This is a genomic window from Alteraurantiacibacter aquimixticola, assembly GCF_004965515.1.
Classification (GTDB): Bacteria; Pseudomonadota; Alphaproteobacteria; order Sphingomonadales; family Sphingomonadaceae; genus Alteraurantiacibacter; species Alteraurantiacibacter aquimixticola.
Map to the genome: position 1 here is coordinate 677,324 of NZ_SSHH01000001.1, position 14,673 is coordinate 691,996.

Consider the following 14,673-nt stretch of genomic DNA (forward strand, 5'->3'; position numbering starts at 1 on the left):
GATCGGATGTTGTCTTCTAGAAAGCGACCTGGTCGCCGCCCTTGAGGCCGAGCATTGCGCGAGCTTCTGCCGGCGTGGCGACCTCCCGGCCCAGCGCCTCGACGATGCCGCGAAGCTTGCGGACCTGCTGCGCATTGCTTTGTGCCAGCTCGCCGCGGCCGATGAACAGGCTGTCCTCCAGCCCGACACGCGCGTGGCCGCCAAGCAGCACCGATTGCGTGCAGAAGTCCATCTGGTGCCGTCCGGCGGCGAAAGCGGAGAAGATGTAGTCGTCTCCGAACAGGCTGTCCGCCATGCTGACCATATGCGCCATGTTGCGCACATCCGCGCCGACGCCGCCGAGGATGCCGAAGATGCCCTGGATCATGAAGGGCGGGTCGATCAGCCCGCGATCGGCGAAATGCGCCAGCGTGTAGAGATGGCCGATGTCGTAGCATTCGAATTCGAACTTGGTGCCGAACTCGCGCCCAACCTCGAGCATGATCCGCTCGATATAGACGTTATCATTATACATGATCCGGCCGCGGCTGGTTTCGACATAGTCGCGTTCCCAGCCATGCTGCCAGCTCTCCACCCGGTTTGCCGCCGCCGAGAAGTCGAAGATCAGCGGTCCCATATTGAGCGAGCAGACTTCGGGCTGGGCCGCTTTCGCGCCTTCCAGCCGGTCGTCCAGCGACATGGTGGCGCTGCCGCCGGTTGAGATGTTGATCACCGCGTCGGTGCCCTGCTTGATGCGCGGCAGGAAGCGCATGAAGTCTTCCGCGCGGGGGGAGGGGGAACCGTCTGCCTCATTGCGTGCGTGCAGATGGAGGATCGAGGCCCCTGCCTCTGCAGCTTCGATCGCGGCAGTGGCGATCTCGTCACCCGTTAGCGGCAGGTGAGGGCTCATGCTGGGCGTGTGGATGGAGCCGGTGGGCGCGCAGGTGATGATGACTTTCTTGGTCTTGCGCATGGTCGGTTCCTTACAGTCCGGCGTGGCAGACATATTTGCGGGTGAGATATTCCTCGATGCCCGCATGCGAGCCTTCCTTGCCTATGCCCGACATCTTCACGCCGCCGAACGGGGCATGCGCAGTCGAGATCAGCCCGGTATTGATGCCGACCATGCCTGACTGCAGCTGGCGGGAGACATGGGCGATCGTCGCCGGATCGGAAGAGCAGAGATAGGCGGCGAGACCGAAAGGCGTGTTGTTTGCCATGTCGATGCCGCCCTCGACCGTGTCGAATGTGATGGTTCCGGCCAGCGGCCCGAAGGTCTCTTCCTGCGCCAGGCGTGCATCGGCGGGAACGCCTGATACCAGCGTCGGTAGCGCAAGCCGGCCGCCGGGCGAGGCACCGCCGGCCAGCAATTCGCCGCCGCGCGACAAGGCGTCTTCGCGGTGCTCGTCCACCTTCGCCACGGCAGCCTCGTCGATCATCGGGCCGATGTCCTTGTCATCGTCGAAACCGTCGCCTGCTTTCATGGCCTTCACCTTCGCGGCGAATGCGGAGAGGAAGCGGTCGCGGATTCCGGTCTGCACATAGATGCGGTTGGCGGCGATGCAGCTCTGCCCGCCATTGCGGAACTTCGCGACCATCGCCGTTTCGACTGCCGTTTCGAGATCGGCATCGTCGAAGATCAGCAGCGGCGCATTGCCACCCAGCTCCATGCTCACGCGCTTCATCGTGGCGGCGCATTGCTGCGCCAGCATCACGCCGATCTCGGTCGATCCGGTGAAGCTGAACTTGCGCACGGCGGAACTGCCCGTCAGCACCTTGCCGATCGCGCCGGAAGGGCCGGTGACGATATTGAACACGCCCGCCGGAACGCCCGCTTCCTGCCCCAGCTTGGCGAAGGCCAAAGCCGTCAATGGCGTCAACGCAGCCGGTTTCGCCACCATGGTGCAGCCTGCGGCGAGGGCAGGCGCGACCTTGCGGGTCAGCATGGCGAGCGGGAAGTTCCATGGCGTGATCGCGGCGGCTACGCCCAGCGGCTCGGGCTCCGCCGACAGCCGCCGCCCGTGTAGCGGCGCAGGTATGATCTCGCCGAAGACGCGCGTGGCCTCATCGGCATAGAATTCCATGAATTGATTGCCGTAATCGACCTCGCCCCGCGCTTCGCGGATATGCTTGCCGTTTTCACGCGTGATCAGGCGGGCGATATCTTCCCGGTGTTGCACCAGCAGCTCGAACCAGCGGCGCAGGATGCTGCCGCGTTCCTTCGCTGTGCGCGCGGCCCAGGCGGGAAAGGCAGCCTCTGCCGCATCGACCGCCGCCTGCGCCTCGCGCTCGCCGACCGAGGCGATCTCTGCGATCACCTCCAGCGTGAAGGGATCGTCGACGGCGATGGGCGCAGCTGTGCCTCCGACCCAATCCCCGTTAATGAGGTTGCGCGTTTCCAGCAGGTCCGCTTCATCGAGCCTGCCGCGATGCATGACCTTAGCCATTGGCGTTATCGAGATTGGGGTTGGTGATGGGCGTATCGCTTTCGAAGAGGTGCTCGAAACGGCGATAGGTGCACAGCCACTCGCCATTGCCGCCCCGGACAAAGCGGTCGGTCGCCAGCGATATCGTCACCGGCACATGGCTCGGTTGCGGGCGGACGCCGTCTCTGGCGTAGAGGAACAGGAAATTGGTCGCCTCTGCACTGTCCGGCCCGGTGAACCAGGCGCGGAAATTGGTGAAGGCATGGACCGACAACCGCTCCCCGCGTTCGCGGCGCCAGTCATAGAATTGCTGGATCTTGTCGCGGCCAATGTAAGAGGCGAACTGGCCGTGGAATTCGGCGTCCTCGGTGTAATAGGCGGACGCGCCAGCCCCTCCGTTGAAATCGATTTCGTGCCAGTAATCGGCGAGCCGTAGGGCCAACTCGCTGTTGAGCTGCAACACATCCGCTTGGGTCATTCAATTCTCCTGCCGCATTGCTGCTGGCAAGATCGGGTCCATCGTGCTTGCCTCGCAGGGCGATGCTGCTTGCCCGAGGCGGCAGAGCCGCTCGCGGGAGGCGGTCAAGAGAGCATTTGGCGGCGGTATTCGCGCGGCGGCATGCCGTATTGTTCGTGGAAGGTGCGGGTGAAATGCGCCGCGCTGTTGAAGCCCCACGCAAAGGCGATTTCGGTCAGCGTGTGTCCCGCCCATCGCGGGTCGCGGATCTGCCCGGCGCACTCTTCCAGCCGACGGCGGATGATATAGGCGGACACTTTCTCGCCAGTGCTGGCAAAGATCGTGCGCAGATAGCGCGGCGATATGCGCAGCCCTTTTGCGATCAACGCCGGCGAGAGCTGCGGATCGCGCAAGTGATCCTCGATATAGCGCACCACCTCGGCATGGCGCCCGCCCAAAACGGCCGAAACCTCGGGATCGGTCTCGAAGCCCAGCGCATAGGCCATGGACAGCATCTCCAGCAGGTTGCGGGCGAAGCGCTCGTCGTAAATCGAGGTAAAGCCTGTCTCCAGCTGCCCGTTGAGCCGTTCGACCGTGGTCGACATCGTCCCGGTCAGCCCGACATCGTTCCTCAGGTGCAGGCCGCAGAACTTTTCCGGTGTGGGCAAATGCTTCTTCAGGGTTGCCGCATCGGTGCGCAGCATGATGACCATGCTGTTGTCCTCGACGGTGAAACTGTGCGGTGCGGAACTGTCGCACAGGGCGAAGTCGCCGGCGGTCAGCTGTGCCTCGTGCCCGCAATGCGACAAGGTGCTGCTGCCGCGTGCCTGGAGCAGGAAGGAATAGAGCCTCGGCGCGCTTGGCAGGATGTGGCGGCGCGTACGCAGGATGTTGGTCCGGTTGCTGGACATGCGGGCAAACTGGATCGGCCCGAGCCGCCCCAGGCTCAGCCTTGCAGCGAAATCGCTGCTGCTCGCCGGCGTGAACTCCACATCGTTCATCTGCTTTGAATACAAGGCGTTCCAGGCCGAAGTCCTGGTTTCCGCCGGCAGCATTTCGGTGCTGTAGGACTGCATCTGCGTTCTCTCCCCGGCGCTGCTTCTTGATCGAGCTATGTCGCCGTTATTGTCCGATATTCCACGACTTCCCGCGTGATGGCAAATTCCTTGGTCCTAGGCGCCGCCGGCAACGGCCAGGTTGGCCCCGGTGATGTAGGATGCCTCTTCCGAGGAGAGGTAAAGGATGGCGGAGGCCACTTCGTCCGGCTGGCCGACACGCCCCATGGCGACCGCCGCAGCGCCCTTGCGCTGGCGTTCGGGGCTGAGCATTTCGGTGGCGACCGGGCCGGGCGAGACGCAATTGACGCGGATGCCTTCGCTGGCGACCTCGCGCGACAATCCCGTCGCCAGGCTGTTCACTCCGCCCTTGGACGCCGCGTACCACAGATACTCACCGGCCGATCCGCGATCTGACGCGCGCGACGAGACGAAGGTGATCGACCCGCCCTTGCCGCCGCGCTCGGTCGACATGCGGCGAACCGCTTCGCGCGCGCAGGTCATAGCACCGATCAGGTTGACCTCCATCACGGAGCGGATCGTGGCGATATCGGCATCGGCCAGCTTCGATGCGTCTCCGGTGATGCCGCTGGAATAAACGACGGCAGCCAGCGTGCCGAGGCGGGAGGCGCGCTCGAAAAGGTCCACGACCTGCTCTTCGCTTGTCACATCGCATGGCAAGGCGGTGGCCTGTCCTCCGGCAGCCTCGATCTCTCGTGCCAGTGTCTCTGCGCTTTCACTGCCGCTGACATAGGTGATGACCGTGTGATAGCCGCGCTGGGCGGCCATGCGGGCCGTCGCCGCGCCGATACCGCGGCTGGCGCCGACAACGATCATGACTCCCTTGTCGCTCAAGTCGAAGCGCTCCCCCGATCCAGCTCGCTTGCGGATTGTAGAGCGCGCCCGGCGGTTTCGGGCAATAGCAATGTCGGCAAAAGGGCGCAGGCGATACCAACGATCCCGAGCGTTGCCATGGCCGCGCTAAGCGGCATGACCGTTGCCACCAGCGGCACGCCAAGGATGAACAGCGCTGCGCCCGCGCGCCCCGAATTATAGGCGAAGGCCTGCCCCGACCCACGCATCTCTGTGGGAAACAGCTCGGTGAAATAGGGCCCGAAGCTCGCATACATGCCGAACTGGAAGAAACCGTAGATCATCCCGATGGGCACGAGGAACCACAGGTTCGCGCCCCATGGCCCGAACAGGTAGACCGACGCCATGATCAGGAAGCCCAGCCCGAACAGGCGAAAGACGGTCCGCCGGCCGAGAATGTCGGAAATGTAGGAATTGACGATGCAGCCGAAGAAGCCCCCGATGGAATTGATCAGCACCAGGTATCCGGCAACCGACTGCGCCAGCCCGCGTTCCGCCGTCATGAAGGTGGTGAGGTAGTTGGCCACCGAATAGGCCGCGCCCTGAACTCCCAGCGACAGTAGCGAGGCCAGCAGTGTGATCCCGAGCATTTTGGGAGTGAAAATCGCCATCAACCCGGTGGAGGTGTTCTCCGCCTTCTGCCGGTCCCGCGCCTCTTTATAGATTGGCGAATCGTCCGAACCGCGGCGAATGAAGAAGATCAGCAGCGCCGGGGCAAGGCCGACCCAGAAGGCCACGCGCCAGCCAATGTCGGGATCGAAGGATGCGGCGACGGGCCCCGCCAGCAGGGCTGCAATGCCCGATCCGATCGGCGCGCCCGCCTGAACGGCACCCAGCGCCTTGCCGCGATGCTTCGGGTTGATCATCTCACCCAGCAGAACGGCACCGACCGCCCATTCCGCGCCAAAACCAATGCCGTGGAGTATGCGGATCACGAGCATCTGCTCATAGGTTTCCGCAAAGCCGGACAGGAAAGAGAAGACCGAGAACCACAGGATGGTCAGCTGGAGGATGCGCGCCCGGCCGAAGCGGTCGCACAGCCAGCCACCCAGCCAGCCTCCGATTGCCGCCGCGAAATAGCTGGCGCTGGCAATCGAGCCCGCTTCGGTCAGCGTGATGCCGAGCGAGGTGATCAGCAGCGGGATGAGGTATTGGTAGACCTGCGCGTCCGCCGCATCCATCACCCAGCCTGCGCCGCAGGTCCAGAAGACGCGGCGGGTCTTGCGGTCCGCCTCGCGATACCAGCCGAACAGGCTGCGGTCTTTTGCCTCGCTTGCCATACCTACAGCGCCGCCTCGTAAATGCGCAGCGCGTCCGTCTCGGTCACTTCGCGCGGGTTGTTTTTCAGCAGGCGCTGGACCGTCATCGCGGCCGCCGCCATCTTGGGTATCGCATTCGAGCTTATGCCGAGGTCGGACAGGCGCCGGTCGATGCCGACTGCCGAAGACAGGCGTTCGATCTCGGCGATGCAAGCCTCGGCATCACCTGCATCGCTCCCCGCCGGCTCAAGTCCCATGGCGCGCGCAATCTCCGCATATCGGCGCGGTTCCTCGCCTGCGTTGAAGCGGATGACATGCGGCAGCAGCAGCGAATTGGCGACGCCGTGCGGCACGTGGAATTCGCCGCCGAGCGGATAGGCGAGGGCATGGACAGCGGCGGTGTTGACCGGGCCCAGGCACATACCGCCCAGATGGCTGGCGATCAGCATCGCCTCGCGCGCCGCAAGGTCGTCAGGCTCGTCGCATGCTCGTTCGAGATTGCGCACGATCAGGCGAATGCCTTCGAGGGCCCAGGCATCGACGACTGGATAGGCCGCCTTGTTGGCATAGGCCTCGATACAATGCGTCAGCGCGTCCAGCCCGGTGGCGGCAGTGACGTGCCGCGGCATGGTCACCGTCAGCCGCGCATCGAGATAAGCATAGTCGGGAACGAGGTGACGGCTGACAACGCCCTTCTTCAACTGCGCTTGTTCATCTTCGAGGATGGCGATCGGCGTCACTTCGCTGCCAGTCCCGGCAGTGGTCGGGATGCAGGCGAGCGGCAGGTTGCGGCCGTTGAGCAGGTCTGTGCCGACGACCTCGTCGAAAGACTGATCGGCTCCCAGCAAGGCCGCCACCAGCTTGGCCACGTCCATCGCACTGCCACCGCCGAGGCCGACCACGAAGTCGACACCGGAAGCATTGGCCGCATCGATCGCTTTACGCAGGTCGGCGCGCGTGGGTTCACCGTCCGGGCCGGTCCAGATATGCGGCTCGATACCGTGGCGGCGCAAGTGACCCGCCAGTTCCTCGGCAAAAGGGAGAATGGGGGCCGAGGTTGCGATCATGGCGCTCGCGGCACCATGCTGCGCGCAATCATCCGCGCAATTGGCGAGGGTTCCTGCACCGATCCTGACACAGCCGACCTGGTACAGGTCGACCCGCTCGCGATCCGTCAATGTCCAACCCTCCCCCAGAGCCTTTTCGGTCTTGTCACCGCTGCAACAAGGCAGCGGCGCAGCAACCCTTATCCATCTTGGTGCGGCAACATACCAGACGTACCGGTGGGCCCCACTTGACCGAGGCGGCACCAACTCGCTGCTGGAAAGGCATTGGCCTGCTCGCGGCCTTCACAACCCGGCCATTTCGGTCAGATTGCAGCGATGCGAGATTTCCCCGGCAGTGTCATGCGCGAGCATCGCGGCAAGGCGCCGAACATCCATCCGACCGCCTTCATCGCGCCGGGCGCCTGCCTTATCGGGGACGTGACCATCGGTGCGCATGCCAGCATCTGGTACAATTGCGTGTTGCGCGCCGATCTCGCCCCGATCGTCATCGGCGCGCGCAGCAATATCCAGGACGGTACGGTGATCCATGTCGAGGGGCCGCGCGAGGGGCAATCGGGAACCCGCCTGCCGACCATTATCGGGGAGGATGCGCTGGTCGGGCACATGGCCTTGCTGCATGGCTGCACGGTGGCCGATCGCGGCTTTGTGGGTATGGGCTCCATCGTGATGGATGGGGCGCAGGTCGGCCGTGAGGCCATGCTCGCCGCCGGTGCATTGCTCCCGCCGCACAGGACCATTTCGGAAAAGGAGCTGTGGACGGGACGGCCGGCGAAACTTGCCCGCATGCTACGCGATGGCGAGCTGGCCGGCATGCGCGAGCAGGTCGCGCATTACCTCGAATTGGCGGAATCGCACTCATAGGCACTTGATCCGCCGGAAGTCGCAGGCGGGAGGGGCGAAATGTCGGGAGATTTTACACTAGCGGGAGCAGTTAACGTTTCGCCAACCATCGTCTCCCGCACAAATCCGCGATTGCGCAAAACTGGCACGGGGCATGCAATGTAATTGGCGTAAGAAGTTCTTCGAACGAGGCGGGGCCTACCCCTAGATTGAAGTCTAGATCCCCGAAGTCTCCAGGCTCCGCCTCCCCGAAGAACCTTTCCCCGAAAATCGCGACGATGATCAGCGGCGGCCGCTCCAGGGCGGTTCGCTGCGGACGCGCGTTCGCGCTAGCGAACCTGCAGCCCGTCACAGGGCTTGGCGGAGAATTGAGGGCCGGTTCTCGGTCGCGGCAGCCAAAGGCCGACCGGCCGCCCCCTTCTGCTGGCTGCTTGCAGCAGCCGCTCAGGATAAACTTCGGCGCCCCGCAGCGAAGCGAAGGGAATAGCGCCGGGGATGCCAGCCCGGATGGGCTGGCGTAACCGACAGAATGCGAAGCCATAGGCCAAACGGCCGCCCGCAGCGGGGCAGCTTTGCTGCCCGTCTAGCGAGGACGAAGGCGCGGATGCGCCTTCGAAACAATCAAGACGCCTTGGCGACCTGCTTTTCCTCGAGCAGCTGCTGCAGCTCGCCGGCCTCGTACATTTCCATCATGATGTCGCTGCCGCCCAGGAACTCGCCCTTGACGTAAAGCTGGGGGATGGTCGGCCAGTCGGAGAAGCTTTTGATCCCCTGGCGCACTTCCATGTCCTGCAGCACGTCCACGCTTTCGAAAGCGACGTTGCAATGGTCGAGGATGGCCACGGCGCGGCTGGAGAAGCCGCATTGCGGGAACAGCGGCGTGCCCTTCATGAAGAGCACGACATCGCTATCGTTCACGATCTTGGAAATACGTTCGTTGACGTCAGACATGGGTCCCACCAGTCGTTGTAAGTTACGATCCCTCAGTTGGGGACGGCGGTGCTCAGTTGCAAGGCGTGGAGTTCGCCGCCCATCCGGCCGCCGAGCGCCTCATAGACCATCTTGTGCTGCACAACGCGCAGCTTGCCGGCGAAGGAGGCGGAGGTGACGGTGGCGCGATAATGGTCGCCATCGTCCACCAGCGCTTCGATTTCGACAACGGCATCGGGGATCGCCGCCTTGATCAAGGCCTCGATATCCGCAGCAGGCATGGGCATGAGACTTAGGACTCGCTCATCAGCTGGCGCTTGGCCTCGACGGCCTTTTCTTCCAGCGTAGTGCGCACGGTGGCTTCGTCCACGTCGCACCCTGCGGAGGTGAGGTCGCCCAGCACCTTGCGGATCACGTCCTCATCGCCCGCTTCCTCGAAATCGGCCTGCACGACCGCCTTCTTGTAGGCTTCGGTTTCCTCGGGCGTCAGCTCCATCAGGCCTGCGGCCCATTCGCCCAGCAGGCGGTTGCGGCGGGCAGCGACGCGGAAGGCGGTCTGCTCGTCCATTGCGAACTTGGCTTCTTCGCCGCGTTCGCGGTCCTTGAAATCGGTCATGGCGTGTCCCTCTATCCGGATAATCTTGAAATAGGTCTTGGCCGCTCAGGCGGCAAGGCCGGTGCCCTTGGCGAGCCAGGGCTGGTCGGCCTGCTGGCGTGCCTCATAGGCGTCGATTGCGTCATTGCTTTGCAGCGTCAGGCCCACTTCGTCGAGCCCTTCGGTCAGGCAATGCTTGCGGAAGGGATCGATCTCGAAAGACCAGCGGTCCTGGAAGGGCGTCGTCACGGTCTGCGCTTCGAGGTCGATGGTGATCGGATCGGTTTCCGCCACTTCCATCAGCCGGTCGATCGCTTCCTGCGGCAGGGCGACGGTCAGGATGCCGTTCTTGAAGGCATTGCCGGAGAAGATGTCGGAGAAGCTCGGCGCGATCACCGCCTTGACGCCCATGTCCAGCAGCGCCCAGGCGGCGTGTTCGCGGCTGGACCCGCAGCCGAAATTGTCACCGGCAACGATAATCGGGGAGCCCGCATGCTTCGGATCGTCGAAGACGTTGTCGGGATTCTTGCGCAGAGCCTCGAAAGCACCCTTGCCAAGACCTTCGCGCGTCACCGTCTTCAGGAAGTGCGCGGGGATGATGATGTCGGTGTCGACATTCTTCATGCCGAAAGGATAGGCGCGCCCTTCAACCGTGCTGACCTTGTCCATCAATCGGTTTCCGGCGCTTCGCCAGAGGGGATGGGAGGCAGCTGCGTCGGCTCGTTCTTCTTCTTGCGCTTGGTCGCATAGAGAAGCGCCGCGGCAACGGCAGCGGAACCGATGGCGGCACCGGCAGCAATCAGCTTTTTCGTATCGTCGGTCATGTAATCCTCAATGGGCGCGGGGGGGCTGCAAGGCAAGATGCAAGGCTAGATGAATTTGCGCAATTCCAGCCATTGCCGCTCCTTTTCCGCCAGCGGCACGGCAGCATTGGCCGGGCTGGAGGAAGGGAGGGTGACGAGGCTGTAGCGTTCGTGATCGACCTGTCCGGTGCCGATCCGCGCCGATGTCTTGCCGTTGAAGGCGACCGCGCGCAGAGCGGGCAGCGTGTCGCACAGAGCGTTCAGGTCCCTTGGCACGGCATCGCGAATATCCGCATCGAGACTGCCCTTGCGCCGGGCGCTGGCCACCGTGTCCCACAGACCGATTCCTCCGGAAAGCAGGGCGGCGAGGCGCGCGTCGTAATCGAGCGATTCCAGGTCCTGCCCGATCACCTGCCCGGCCAGGTGCCAGAACCGGTTGCGCGGATGGGCGTAGTAGCGGCCTGCCGCCAGCGAGCTTACGCCGGGAAGGCTGCCGAGGACCAGGACGCGCGTGTCGGCACCGACGACCGGCTCCAGCGGCGAATGCAGCAGCTCAGGCGAGGGTGCGGACATCGGTCAGCTTGCCGGTCACCGCCGCAGCGGCGGCCATGGCGGGGCTGACGAGATGGGTGCGCGCGCCCGGACCCTGGCGGCCGACGAAATTGCGGTTGCTGGTGGAGGCGGAGCGCTCACCCGCGGGCACCTTGTCCGGATTCATGCCGAGGCAGGCCGAACAGCCCGGCTCGCGCCATTCGAGGCCGGCGTCGGTGAAGACCTTGTCCAGCCCCTCTTCCTCGGCCTGCATCTTCACCAGGCCCGAGCCGGGGACGATGATGCCCCACTTGATGTTGGGGTGCTTCTTGCGGCCCTTCAGCACTTCGGCCGCGGCGCGCAGATCCTCGATGCGGCTGTTGGTGCAACTGCCGATGAAGATGTTCTGCACCTCGATCTCGTCCATGCGTTGGCCGGGGGTCAGGCCCATATAATCGAGGCTCGCCTGCGCGGCGCGCTGTTTGGAAGCATCGGCAAAGCTCTGCGGATCGGGCACCACGCCGCCGATCGCCACCGTGTCTTCCGGGCTGGTGCCCCATGTGACGGTGGGTTCCACATCGGCGGCATTGATCACCACCGACTTGTCGAAACTCGCGCCTTCGTCGGTGTGGAGTGTCTTCCAATAGGTGACGGCCTTGTCCCAATCCTCGCCCTTGGGCGCATAGGGGCGGCCCTTGATATAGGCGAAGGTGGTGTCGTCCGGGGCAATCAGGCCGGCGCGGGCGCCGCCCTCGATGCTCATATTGCAGACGGTCAGGCGGCCTTCGACGCTCATCTCCTCGAACACACGCCCACGATATTCGATCACATGGCCGGTGCCGCCGGCAGTGCCGATGGTGCCGATGATATGCATGATCAGGTCCTTGGCGGTGACGCCGGGGCCGAGATCACCCTCAACGCGCACTTCCATGGTCTTCGACTTGCGCAATTGCAGCGTCTGCGTGGCGAGCACATGCTCGACCTCGCTCGTGCCGATACCGAAGGCGAGCGCGCCCACGCCGCCATGGCAGGCGGTGTGGCTGTCGCCGCAGACGATGGTCGTGCCGGGCAGGGAGAAGCCCTGTTCCGGGCCCACGACATGGACGATGCCCTGCTGCGCGGCGGTGGCGCCGAAATACTTCACGCCGAATTCGGGTGCATTGCGCTCCAGCGCTTGGAGCTGGTTGCGGCTTTCCGGATCGGCGATCGGCACGCGCTTGCCAGCTTCATCGACACGTGCCGTGGTGGGCAAATTGTGGTCGGGAACCGCCAGCGTCAGCTCAGGCCGGCGCACCTTGCGGCCGGTCATGCGCAGGGCCTCGAAGGCCTGCGGACTGGTGACTTCGTGCACCAGATGGCGGTCGATAAAGATCAGGCAGGTGCCGTCATCGCGTTGCTCGATGACATGGGCATCCCAGATTTTCTCGTACAGTGTGCGTGGCGTATTCGACATGATGCGGTCCCGTTAGCGCCAGTGACATGGCGGGGGCAAGCAGTCAGGGGACATAGGAATTCTTTTCGCGCACAAAAGCTCTCGCAATTGCCTTGGAAAATTAACACATCCACGCTAACTGACAGGAATGTCAACGAACCGCCACGCGATTCCGATCACCATCCAGCCCGAAGATATCGACTTCATGGGCCATGTGAACAATTCGCGCTATCTCAACTGGGTGCAGGACGTGGTGCTTGGCCACTGGCAGGCTGTCGCTCCGCCCGATGCGGTGGCAGCGCATCTGTGGGTCGCGCTGAAGCATGAGATTACCTATCGCCGGCCGGCTTTCCTCAAGGATACGGACGTGGTGGCCAACACCGTGCTGGAAAAGATCGCCGGTGCGCGCGCTTTCTACAACACCGTGATCCAGCGCGGCGAGGAAGTGCTGGCCGAAGTGCAAAGCATGTGGTGCTGCATCGACAGCGAAAGCATGCGTCCGGTCCGCGTGAGCCGCGATATTGCCGAGACCTATTTCGGCCTGCCGCGCAAGCAGGAACGCCATACGGACGATTGACTTGCTTTGCGTCCCGCTGCGCACGGGACTATATGGCGCACATGCCCGATTTCCTTGCCCCCCTGCTGATCGTCCTTGCCAGCGTGCTGGCGATGGAATGGGTCGCCTGGGCGAGCCACAAATACATCATGCATGGCTGGGGCTGGGCCTGGCATCGCGACCATCACGAGCCCCACGACAAGATCCTGGAAAAGAACGATCTTTACGGCGTCGTCGGCGCGGTGATGAGCATTTCCATGTTCGCTGTCGGCAGTCCCATGGTGATGGGCGCCAATGCCTGGTGGCCGGGCACGTGGATCGGCCTCGGCATCCTCTTCTACGGCGTGATCTACACGCTCATCCATGACGGGCTGGTGCACCAGCGCTATTTCAAATGGGTGCCGAAGAAGGGTTACGCCAAGCGGCTGGTGCAGGCGCACAAGCTGCATCATGCGACCATCGGCAAGGAAGGCGGCGTCAGCTTCGGCTTCGTCTTCGCGCGCGATCCGGCGGTGCTGAAGGCAGAGCTGAAAGCCCAGCGCGAGGCGGGGATTGCGGTGGTTCGCGAGAGTGCCGGCGCCTGAGCGCTAGCTCTCCCCCAGTACCCGCGTCTTCACCACCCGCAGCGCCAGCCACACGCCCAGAACCACCGGCACCACCAGCACAGCCATCACAAGCTCGGGATCGAGGCCGGGCCACGAATGGCTCATGCCCTTCAGCACATAGCCGACGAGGCCGATCAGGTAGTAGCTGAGCGCCACGACCGAGAGGCCCTCGACCAGCTGCTGCAAGCGCAATTGCAGGCTGGAGGAGCGCTCCATCGAGCGCAGCAGCCGCGCGTTCTGGTTCTCGATCCGCGTGTTGATCCGCGCGCGCAGCAGGCTGGCGAGGCGGCTGGCGCGTTCCGACAATTGCTCCTCGCGTGCGGTCACCGCTGCGCAGGTGCGCACTGCGGGCTGGAAGCGGCGCTGGGTGAAATTGGCAAGCGAGGCATAACCTTCGAGCGGCGTCACATGCAGCTGCTCCAGCCGCTCTCGCACCAACGCGGCATAGGCGCGCGTCGCGCTCATGCGATAGCCGATGGCGGTGGCGATCGCCGTCAATTCGAGCGAGAGGCGCGAAAGCTCCTCCATCAGCTCGTCGTCGCGCTCCTCGGCCCCGGCTACGCGGGTCGAGAGGGTGGCTAACTGCTGTTCAGCGGCGTCTAGCCGGGGCCAGGCCTCCTGCGCGACGGGCAGGCCGAGCAGTGCCTTGTTGCGGTAATTGCCCAGCTCCTGAACACGCTGAACCGCGCGGGTGAAATCGCGCTGGTCGAGGCCGTTGGCGGCGGCGACCACGTGGCCGAACCCGTCCTCCTTCAGGCGGAAGTCGGCCCAGAGCCGCGCCTTGCCTGCGAAATGGCAGGAGATCGTCTCGCCCGGCTCGAACTGCATGGAGGGCAGCAGCTTCTGCGCCGCTGTGTCCTTCGCCACGACGTGGATTTGCGTCGCCCTCAGGATTGCGCCGGGCATGTCCAGAACGCGCTTGTAGGCCGCTTCCAGCTCGGGACTGGTGGGCGGGGAGAACAGCGCCATGCTGCTCCCCTCGCTATGGCGTTCCCAGACGCAGGAAATGCCGTGCGCGACTTCGCCCGAGCGATGGGCGGGACGGTGGCTGCCGCCCTGGGCTCCGAACAATCCGTCGAGGAAGGCGTATTCCGCCTCGCGCTCATCCTCGTCGACGATGAGCAGCCACTGTGTGATGAGCGAGGGGACGGCGAGGACCGGCCAGCGCCGCAAGTGCATTTCGGCCACCACCTGGCGCCGCAATTCATGTTCGCGCATCGGGCCTCCTGTCGCGTTGAGCCAGAGCTTTGCATGCTCCGCCTGCG

The 14,673-nt window shown here is 64.2% G+C and carries 18 protein-coding genes; 3 read left to right on the forward strand and 15 right to left on the reverse strand.

Going from position 1 to position 14,673, the window contains the following annotated elements:
* Window positions 1-16: 16 nt before the first annotated feature.
* The 7 genes from kce to E5222_RS02950 all read right to left on the reverse strand — a co-directional run bounded on the left by kce (window position 17) and on the right by E5222_RS02950 (window position 7,227).
* Entirely contained in the window at window positions 17-952 is a 936-nt protein-coding gene (gene kce / locus E5222_RS02920; protein ID WP_136692214.1) for a 3,5-dioxohexanoate:acetyl-CoA acetone transferase, read from the reverse strand.
* Window positions 953-962: 10 nt separating this feature from the next.
* On the reverse strand, window positions 963-2,426 hold the full coding sequence (locus tag E5222_RS02925) for an NAD-dependent succinate-semialdehyde dehydrogenase (RefSeq protein WP_281276733.1): 1,464 nt from the start codon (window positions 2,424-2,426) through the stop codon (window positions 963-965).
* Entirely contained in the window at window positions 2,419-2,883 is a 465-nt protein-coding gene (locus tag E5222_RS02930) for a Cif family virulence factor (protein ID WP_136692215.1), read from the reverse strand. The genes E5222_RS02925 and E5222_RS02930 overlap by 8 nt, the downstream gene beginning before the upstream one ends.
* A gap of 104 nt (window positions 2,884-2,987) precedes the next feature.
* Window positions 2,988-3,938 (reverse strand): helix-turn-helix domain-containing protein, encoded by a 951-nt coding sequence (locus tag E5222_RS02935; protein ID WP_136692216.1) that lies wholly within the window; start codon window positions 3,936-3,938, stop codon window positions 2,988-2,990.
* 96 nt (window positions 3,939-4,034) lie between these two features.
* Complete coding sequence (locus tag E5222_RS02940) at window positions 4,035-4,772, reverse strand: SDR family NAD(P)-dependent oxidoreductase (RefSeq protein ID WP_246021520.1); 738 nt, start codon at window positions 4,770-4,772, stop codon at window positions 4,035-4,037.
* The gene (locus E5222_RS02945) at window positions 4,769-6,070 is read right to left on the reverse strand and encodes an MFS transporter (protein WP_246021521.1); all 1,302 of its coding nucleotides are present in this window, start codon (window positions 6,068-6,070) and stop codon (window positions 4,769-4,771) included. Before E5222_RS02945 ends, E5222_RS02940 begins: the two co-directional genes overlap by 4 nt.
* Before the next feature lie 2 nt (window positions 6,071-6,072).
* Window positions 6,073-7,227, reverse strand: a complete 1,155-nt coding sequence (locus E5222_RS02950; RefSeq protein ID WP_136692217.1) for an iron-containing alcohol dehydrogenase — start codon at window positions 7,225-7,227, stop codon at window positions 6,073-6,075.
* 204 nt (window positions 7,228-7,431) lie between these two features.
* Here E5222_RS02950 and E5222_RS02955 point away from each other — a divergent pair, with 204 nt between their 5' ends.
* The gene (locus tag E5222_RS02955; RefSeq protein WP_136692218.1) at window positions 7,432-7,977 is read left to right on the forward strand and encodes a gamma carbonic anhydrase family protein; all 546 of its coding nucleotides are present in this window, start codon (window positions 7,432-7,434) and stop codon (window positions 7,975-7,977) included.
* Window positions 7,978-8,577: 600 nt separating this feature from the next.
* On the opposite strand, the gene grxD is transcribed toward E5222_RS02955, so the two are convergent.
* The 7 genes from grxD to leuC are packed head-to-tail and all read right to left on the reverse strand — an operon-like array spanning window position 8,578 to window position 12,268.
* On the reverse strand, window positions 8,578-8,907 hold the full coding sequence (gene grxD / locus E5222_RS02960; RefSeq protein WP_136692219.1) for a Grx4 family monothiol glutaredoxin: 330 nt from the start codon (window positions 8,905-8,907) through the stop codon (window positions 8,578-8,580).
* 32 nt (window positions 8,908-8,939) lie between these two features.
* Window positions 8,940-9,173 (reverse strand): BolA/IbaG family iron-sulfur metabolism protein, encoded by a 234-nt coding sequence (locus E5222_RS02965; protein WP_136692220.1) that lies wholly within the window; start codon window positions 9,171-9,173, stop codon window positions 8,940-8,942.
* Window positions 9,174-9,178: 5 nt separating this feature from the next.
* Window positions 9,179-9,502 carry a DUF1476 domain-containing protein gene (locus E5222_RS02970; protein ID WP_136692221.1) on the reverse strand — a complete coding sequence of 108 codons (324 nt, stop codon included), beginning with the start codon at window positions 9,500-9,502 and terminating at the stop codon, window positions 9,179-9,181.
* A 45-nt stretch (window positions 9,503-9,547) separates the two neighbouring features.
* The gene (gene leuD / locus E5222_RS02975) at window positions 9,548-10,150 is read right to left on the reverse strand and encodes a 3-isopropylmalate dehydratase small subunit (RefSeq protein ID WP_136692222.1); all 603 of its coding nucleotides are present in this window, start codon (window positions 10,148-10,150) and stop codon (window positions 9,548-9,550) included.
* Window positions 10,150-10,305 carry an LPXTG cell wall anchor domain-containing protein gene (locus E5222_RS02980; protein ID WP_136692223.1) on the reverse strand — a complete coding sequence of 52 codons (156 nt, stop codon included), beginning with the start codon at window positions 10,303-10,305 and terminating at the stop codon, window positions 10,150-10,152. The genes leuD and E5222_RS02980 overlap by 1 nt, the downstream gene beginning before the upstream one ends.
* 45 nt (window positions 10,306-10,350) lie before the next feature.
* Window positions 10,351-10,857: a DNA-deoxyinosine glycosylase gene (locus E5222_RS02985; protein WP_136692224.1), complete on the reverse strand. Its 507-nt coding sequence runs from the start codon at window positions 10,855-10,857 to the stop codon at window positions 10,351-10,353.
* The gene (leuC, locus tag E5222_RS02990; RefSeq protein WP_136692225.1) at window positions 10,838-12,268 is read right to left on the reverse strand and encodes a 3-isopropylmalate dehydratase large subunit; all 1,431 of its coding nucleotides are present in this window, start codon (window positions 12,266-12,268) and stop codon (window positions 10,838-10,840) included. Before leuC ends, E5222_RS02985 begins: the two co-directional genes overlap by 20 nt.
* Window positions 12,269-12,395: 127 nt before the next feature.
* Here leuC and E5222_RS02995 point away from each other — a divergent pair, with 127 nt between their 5' ends.
* Both E5222_RS02995 and E5222_RS03000 read left to right on the forward strand, forming a co-directional pair.
* Complete coding sequence (locus tag E5222_RS02995; RefSeq protein ID WP_136692226.1) at window positions 12,396-12,824, forward strand: acyl-CoA thioesterase; 429 nt, start codon at window positions 12,396-12,398, stop codon at window positions 12,822-12,824.
* A gap of 32 nt (window positions 12,825-12,856) precedes the next feature.
* Window positions 12,857-13,387: a sterol desaturase family protein gene (locus E5222_RS03000; protein WP_246021522.1), complete on the forward strand. Its 531-nt coding sequence runs from the start codon at window positions 12,857-12,859 to the stop codon at window positions 13,385-13,387.
* Between the two features lie 3 nt (window positions 13,388-13,390).
* Here the strand turns inward: E5222_RS03000 and E5222_RS03005 are convergent, their stop codons facing one another.
* Entirely contained in the window at window positions 13,391-14,626 is a 1,236-nt protein-coding gene (locus E5222_RS03005; protein WP_136692228.1) for a DUF3422 domain-containing protein, read from the reverse strand.
* Between the last annotated feature and the right edge of the window lie 47 nt (window positions 14,627-14,673).

Coding starts and splice junctions, on each gene's coding strand:
- kce (WP_136692214.1), bottom strand. CDS start 952: ATGCGCAAGACCAAGAAAGTCATCATCACCTGCGCGCCCACCGGCTCC.
- E5222_RS02925 (WP_281276733.1), bottom strand. CDS start 2,426: ATGGCTAAGGTCATGCATCGCGGCAGGCTCGATGAAGCGGACCTGCTG.
- E5222_RS02930 (WP_136692215.1), bottom strand. CDS start 2,883: ATGACCCAAGCGGATGTGTTGCAGCTCAACAGCGAGTTGGCCCTACGG.
- E5222_RS02935 (WP_136692216.1), bottom strand. CDS start 3,938: ATGCAGTCCTACAGCACCGAAATGCTGCCGGCGGAAACCAGGACTTCG.
- E5222_RS02945 (WP_246021521.1), bottom strand. CDS start 6,070: ATGGCAAGCGAGGCAAAAGACCGCAGCCTGTTCGGCTGGTATCGCGAG.
- E5222_RS02955 (WP_136692218.1), top strand. CDS start 7,432: ATGCGAGATTTCCCCGGCAGTGTCATGCGCGAGCATCGCGGCAAGGCG.
- grxD (WP_136692219.1), bottom strand. CDS start 8,907: ATGTCTGACGTCAACGAACGTATTTCCAAGATCGTGAACGATAGCGAT.
- E5222_RS02965 (WP_136692220.1), bottom strand. CDS start 9,173: ATGCCCATGCCTGCTGCGGATATCGAGGCCTTGATCAAGGCGGCGATC.
- E5222_RS02970 (WP_136692221.1), bottom strand. CDS start 9,502: ATGACCGATTTCAAGGACCGCGAACGCGGCGAAGAAGCCAAGTTCGCA.
- leuD (WP_136692222.1), bottom strand. CDS start 10,150: ATGGACAAGGTCAGCACGGTTGAAGGGCGCGCCTATCCTTTCGGCATG.
- E5222_RS02980 (WP_136692223.1), bottom strand. CDS start 10,305: ATGACCGACGATACGAAAAAGCTGATTGCTGCCGGTGCCGCCATCGGT.
- E5222_RS02985 (WP_136692224.1), bottom strand. CDS start 10,857: ATGTCCGCACCCTCGCCTGAGCTGCTGCATTCGCCGCTGGAGCCGGTC.
- leuC (WP_136692225.1), bottom strand. CDS start 12,268: ATGTCGAATACGCCACGCACACTGTACGAGAAAATCTGGGATGCCCAT.
- E5222_RS02995 (WP_136692226.1), top strand. CDS start 12,396: ATGTCAACGAACCGCCACGCGATTCCGATCACCATCCAGCCCGAAGAT.
- E5222_RS03000 (WP_246021522.1), top strand. CDS start 12,857: ATGGCGCACATGCCCGATTTCCTTGCCCCCCTGCTGATCGTCCTTGCC.
- E5222_RS03005 (WP_136692228.1), bottom strand. CDS start 14,626: ATGCGCGAACATGAATTGCGGCGCCAGGTGGTGGCCGAAATGCACTTG.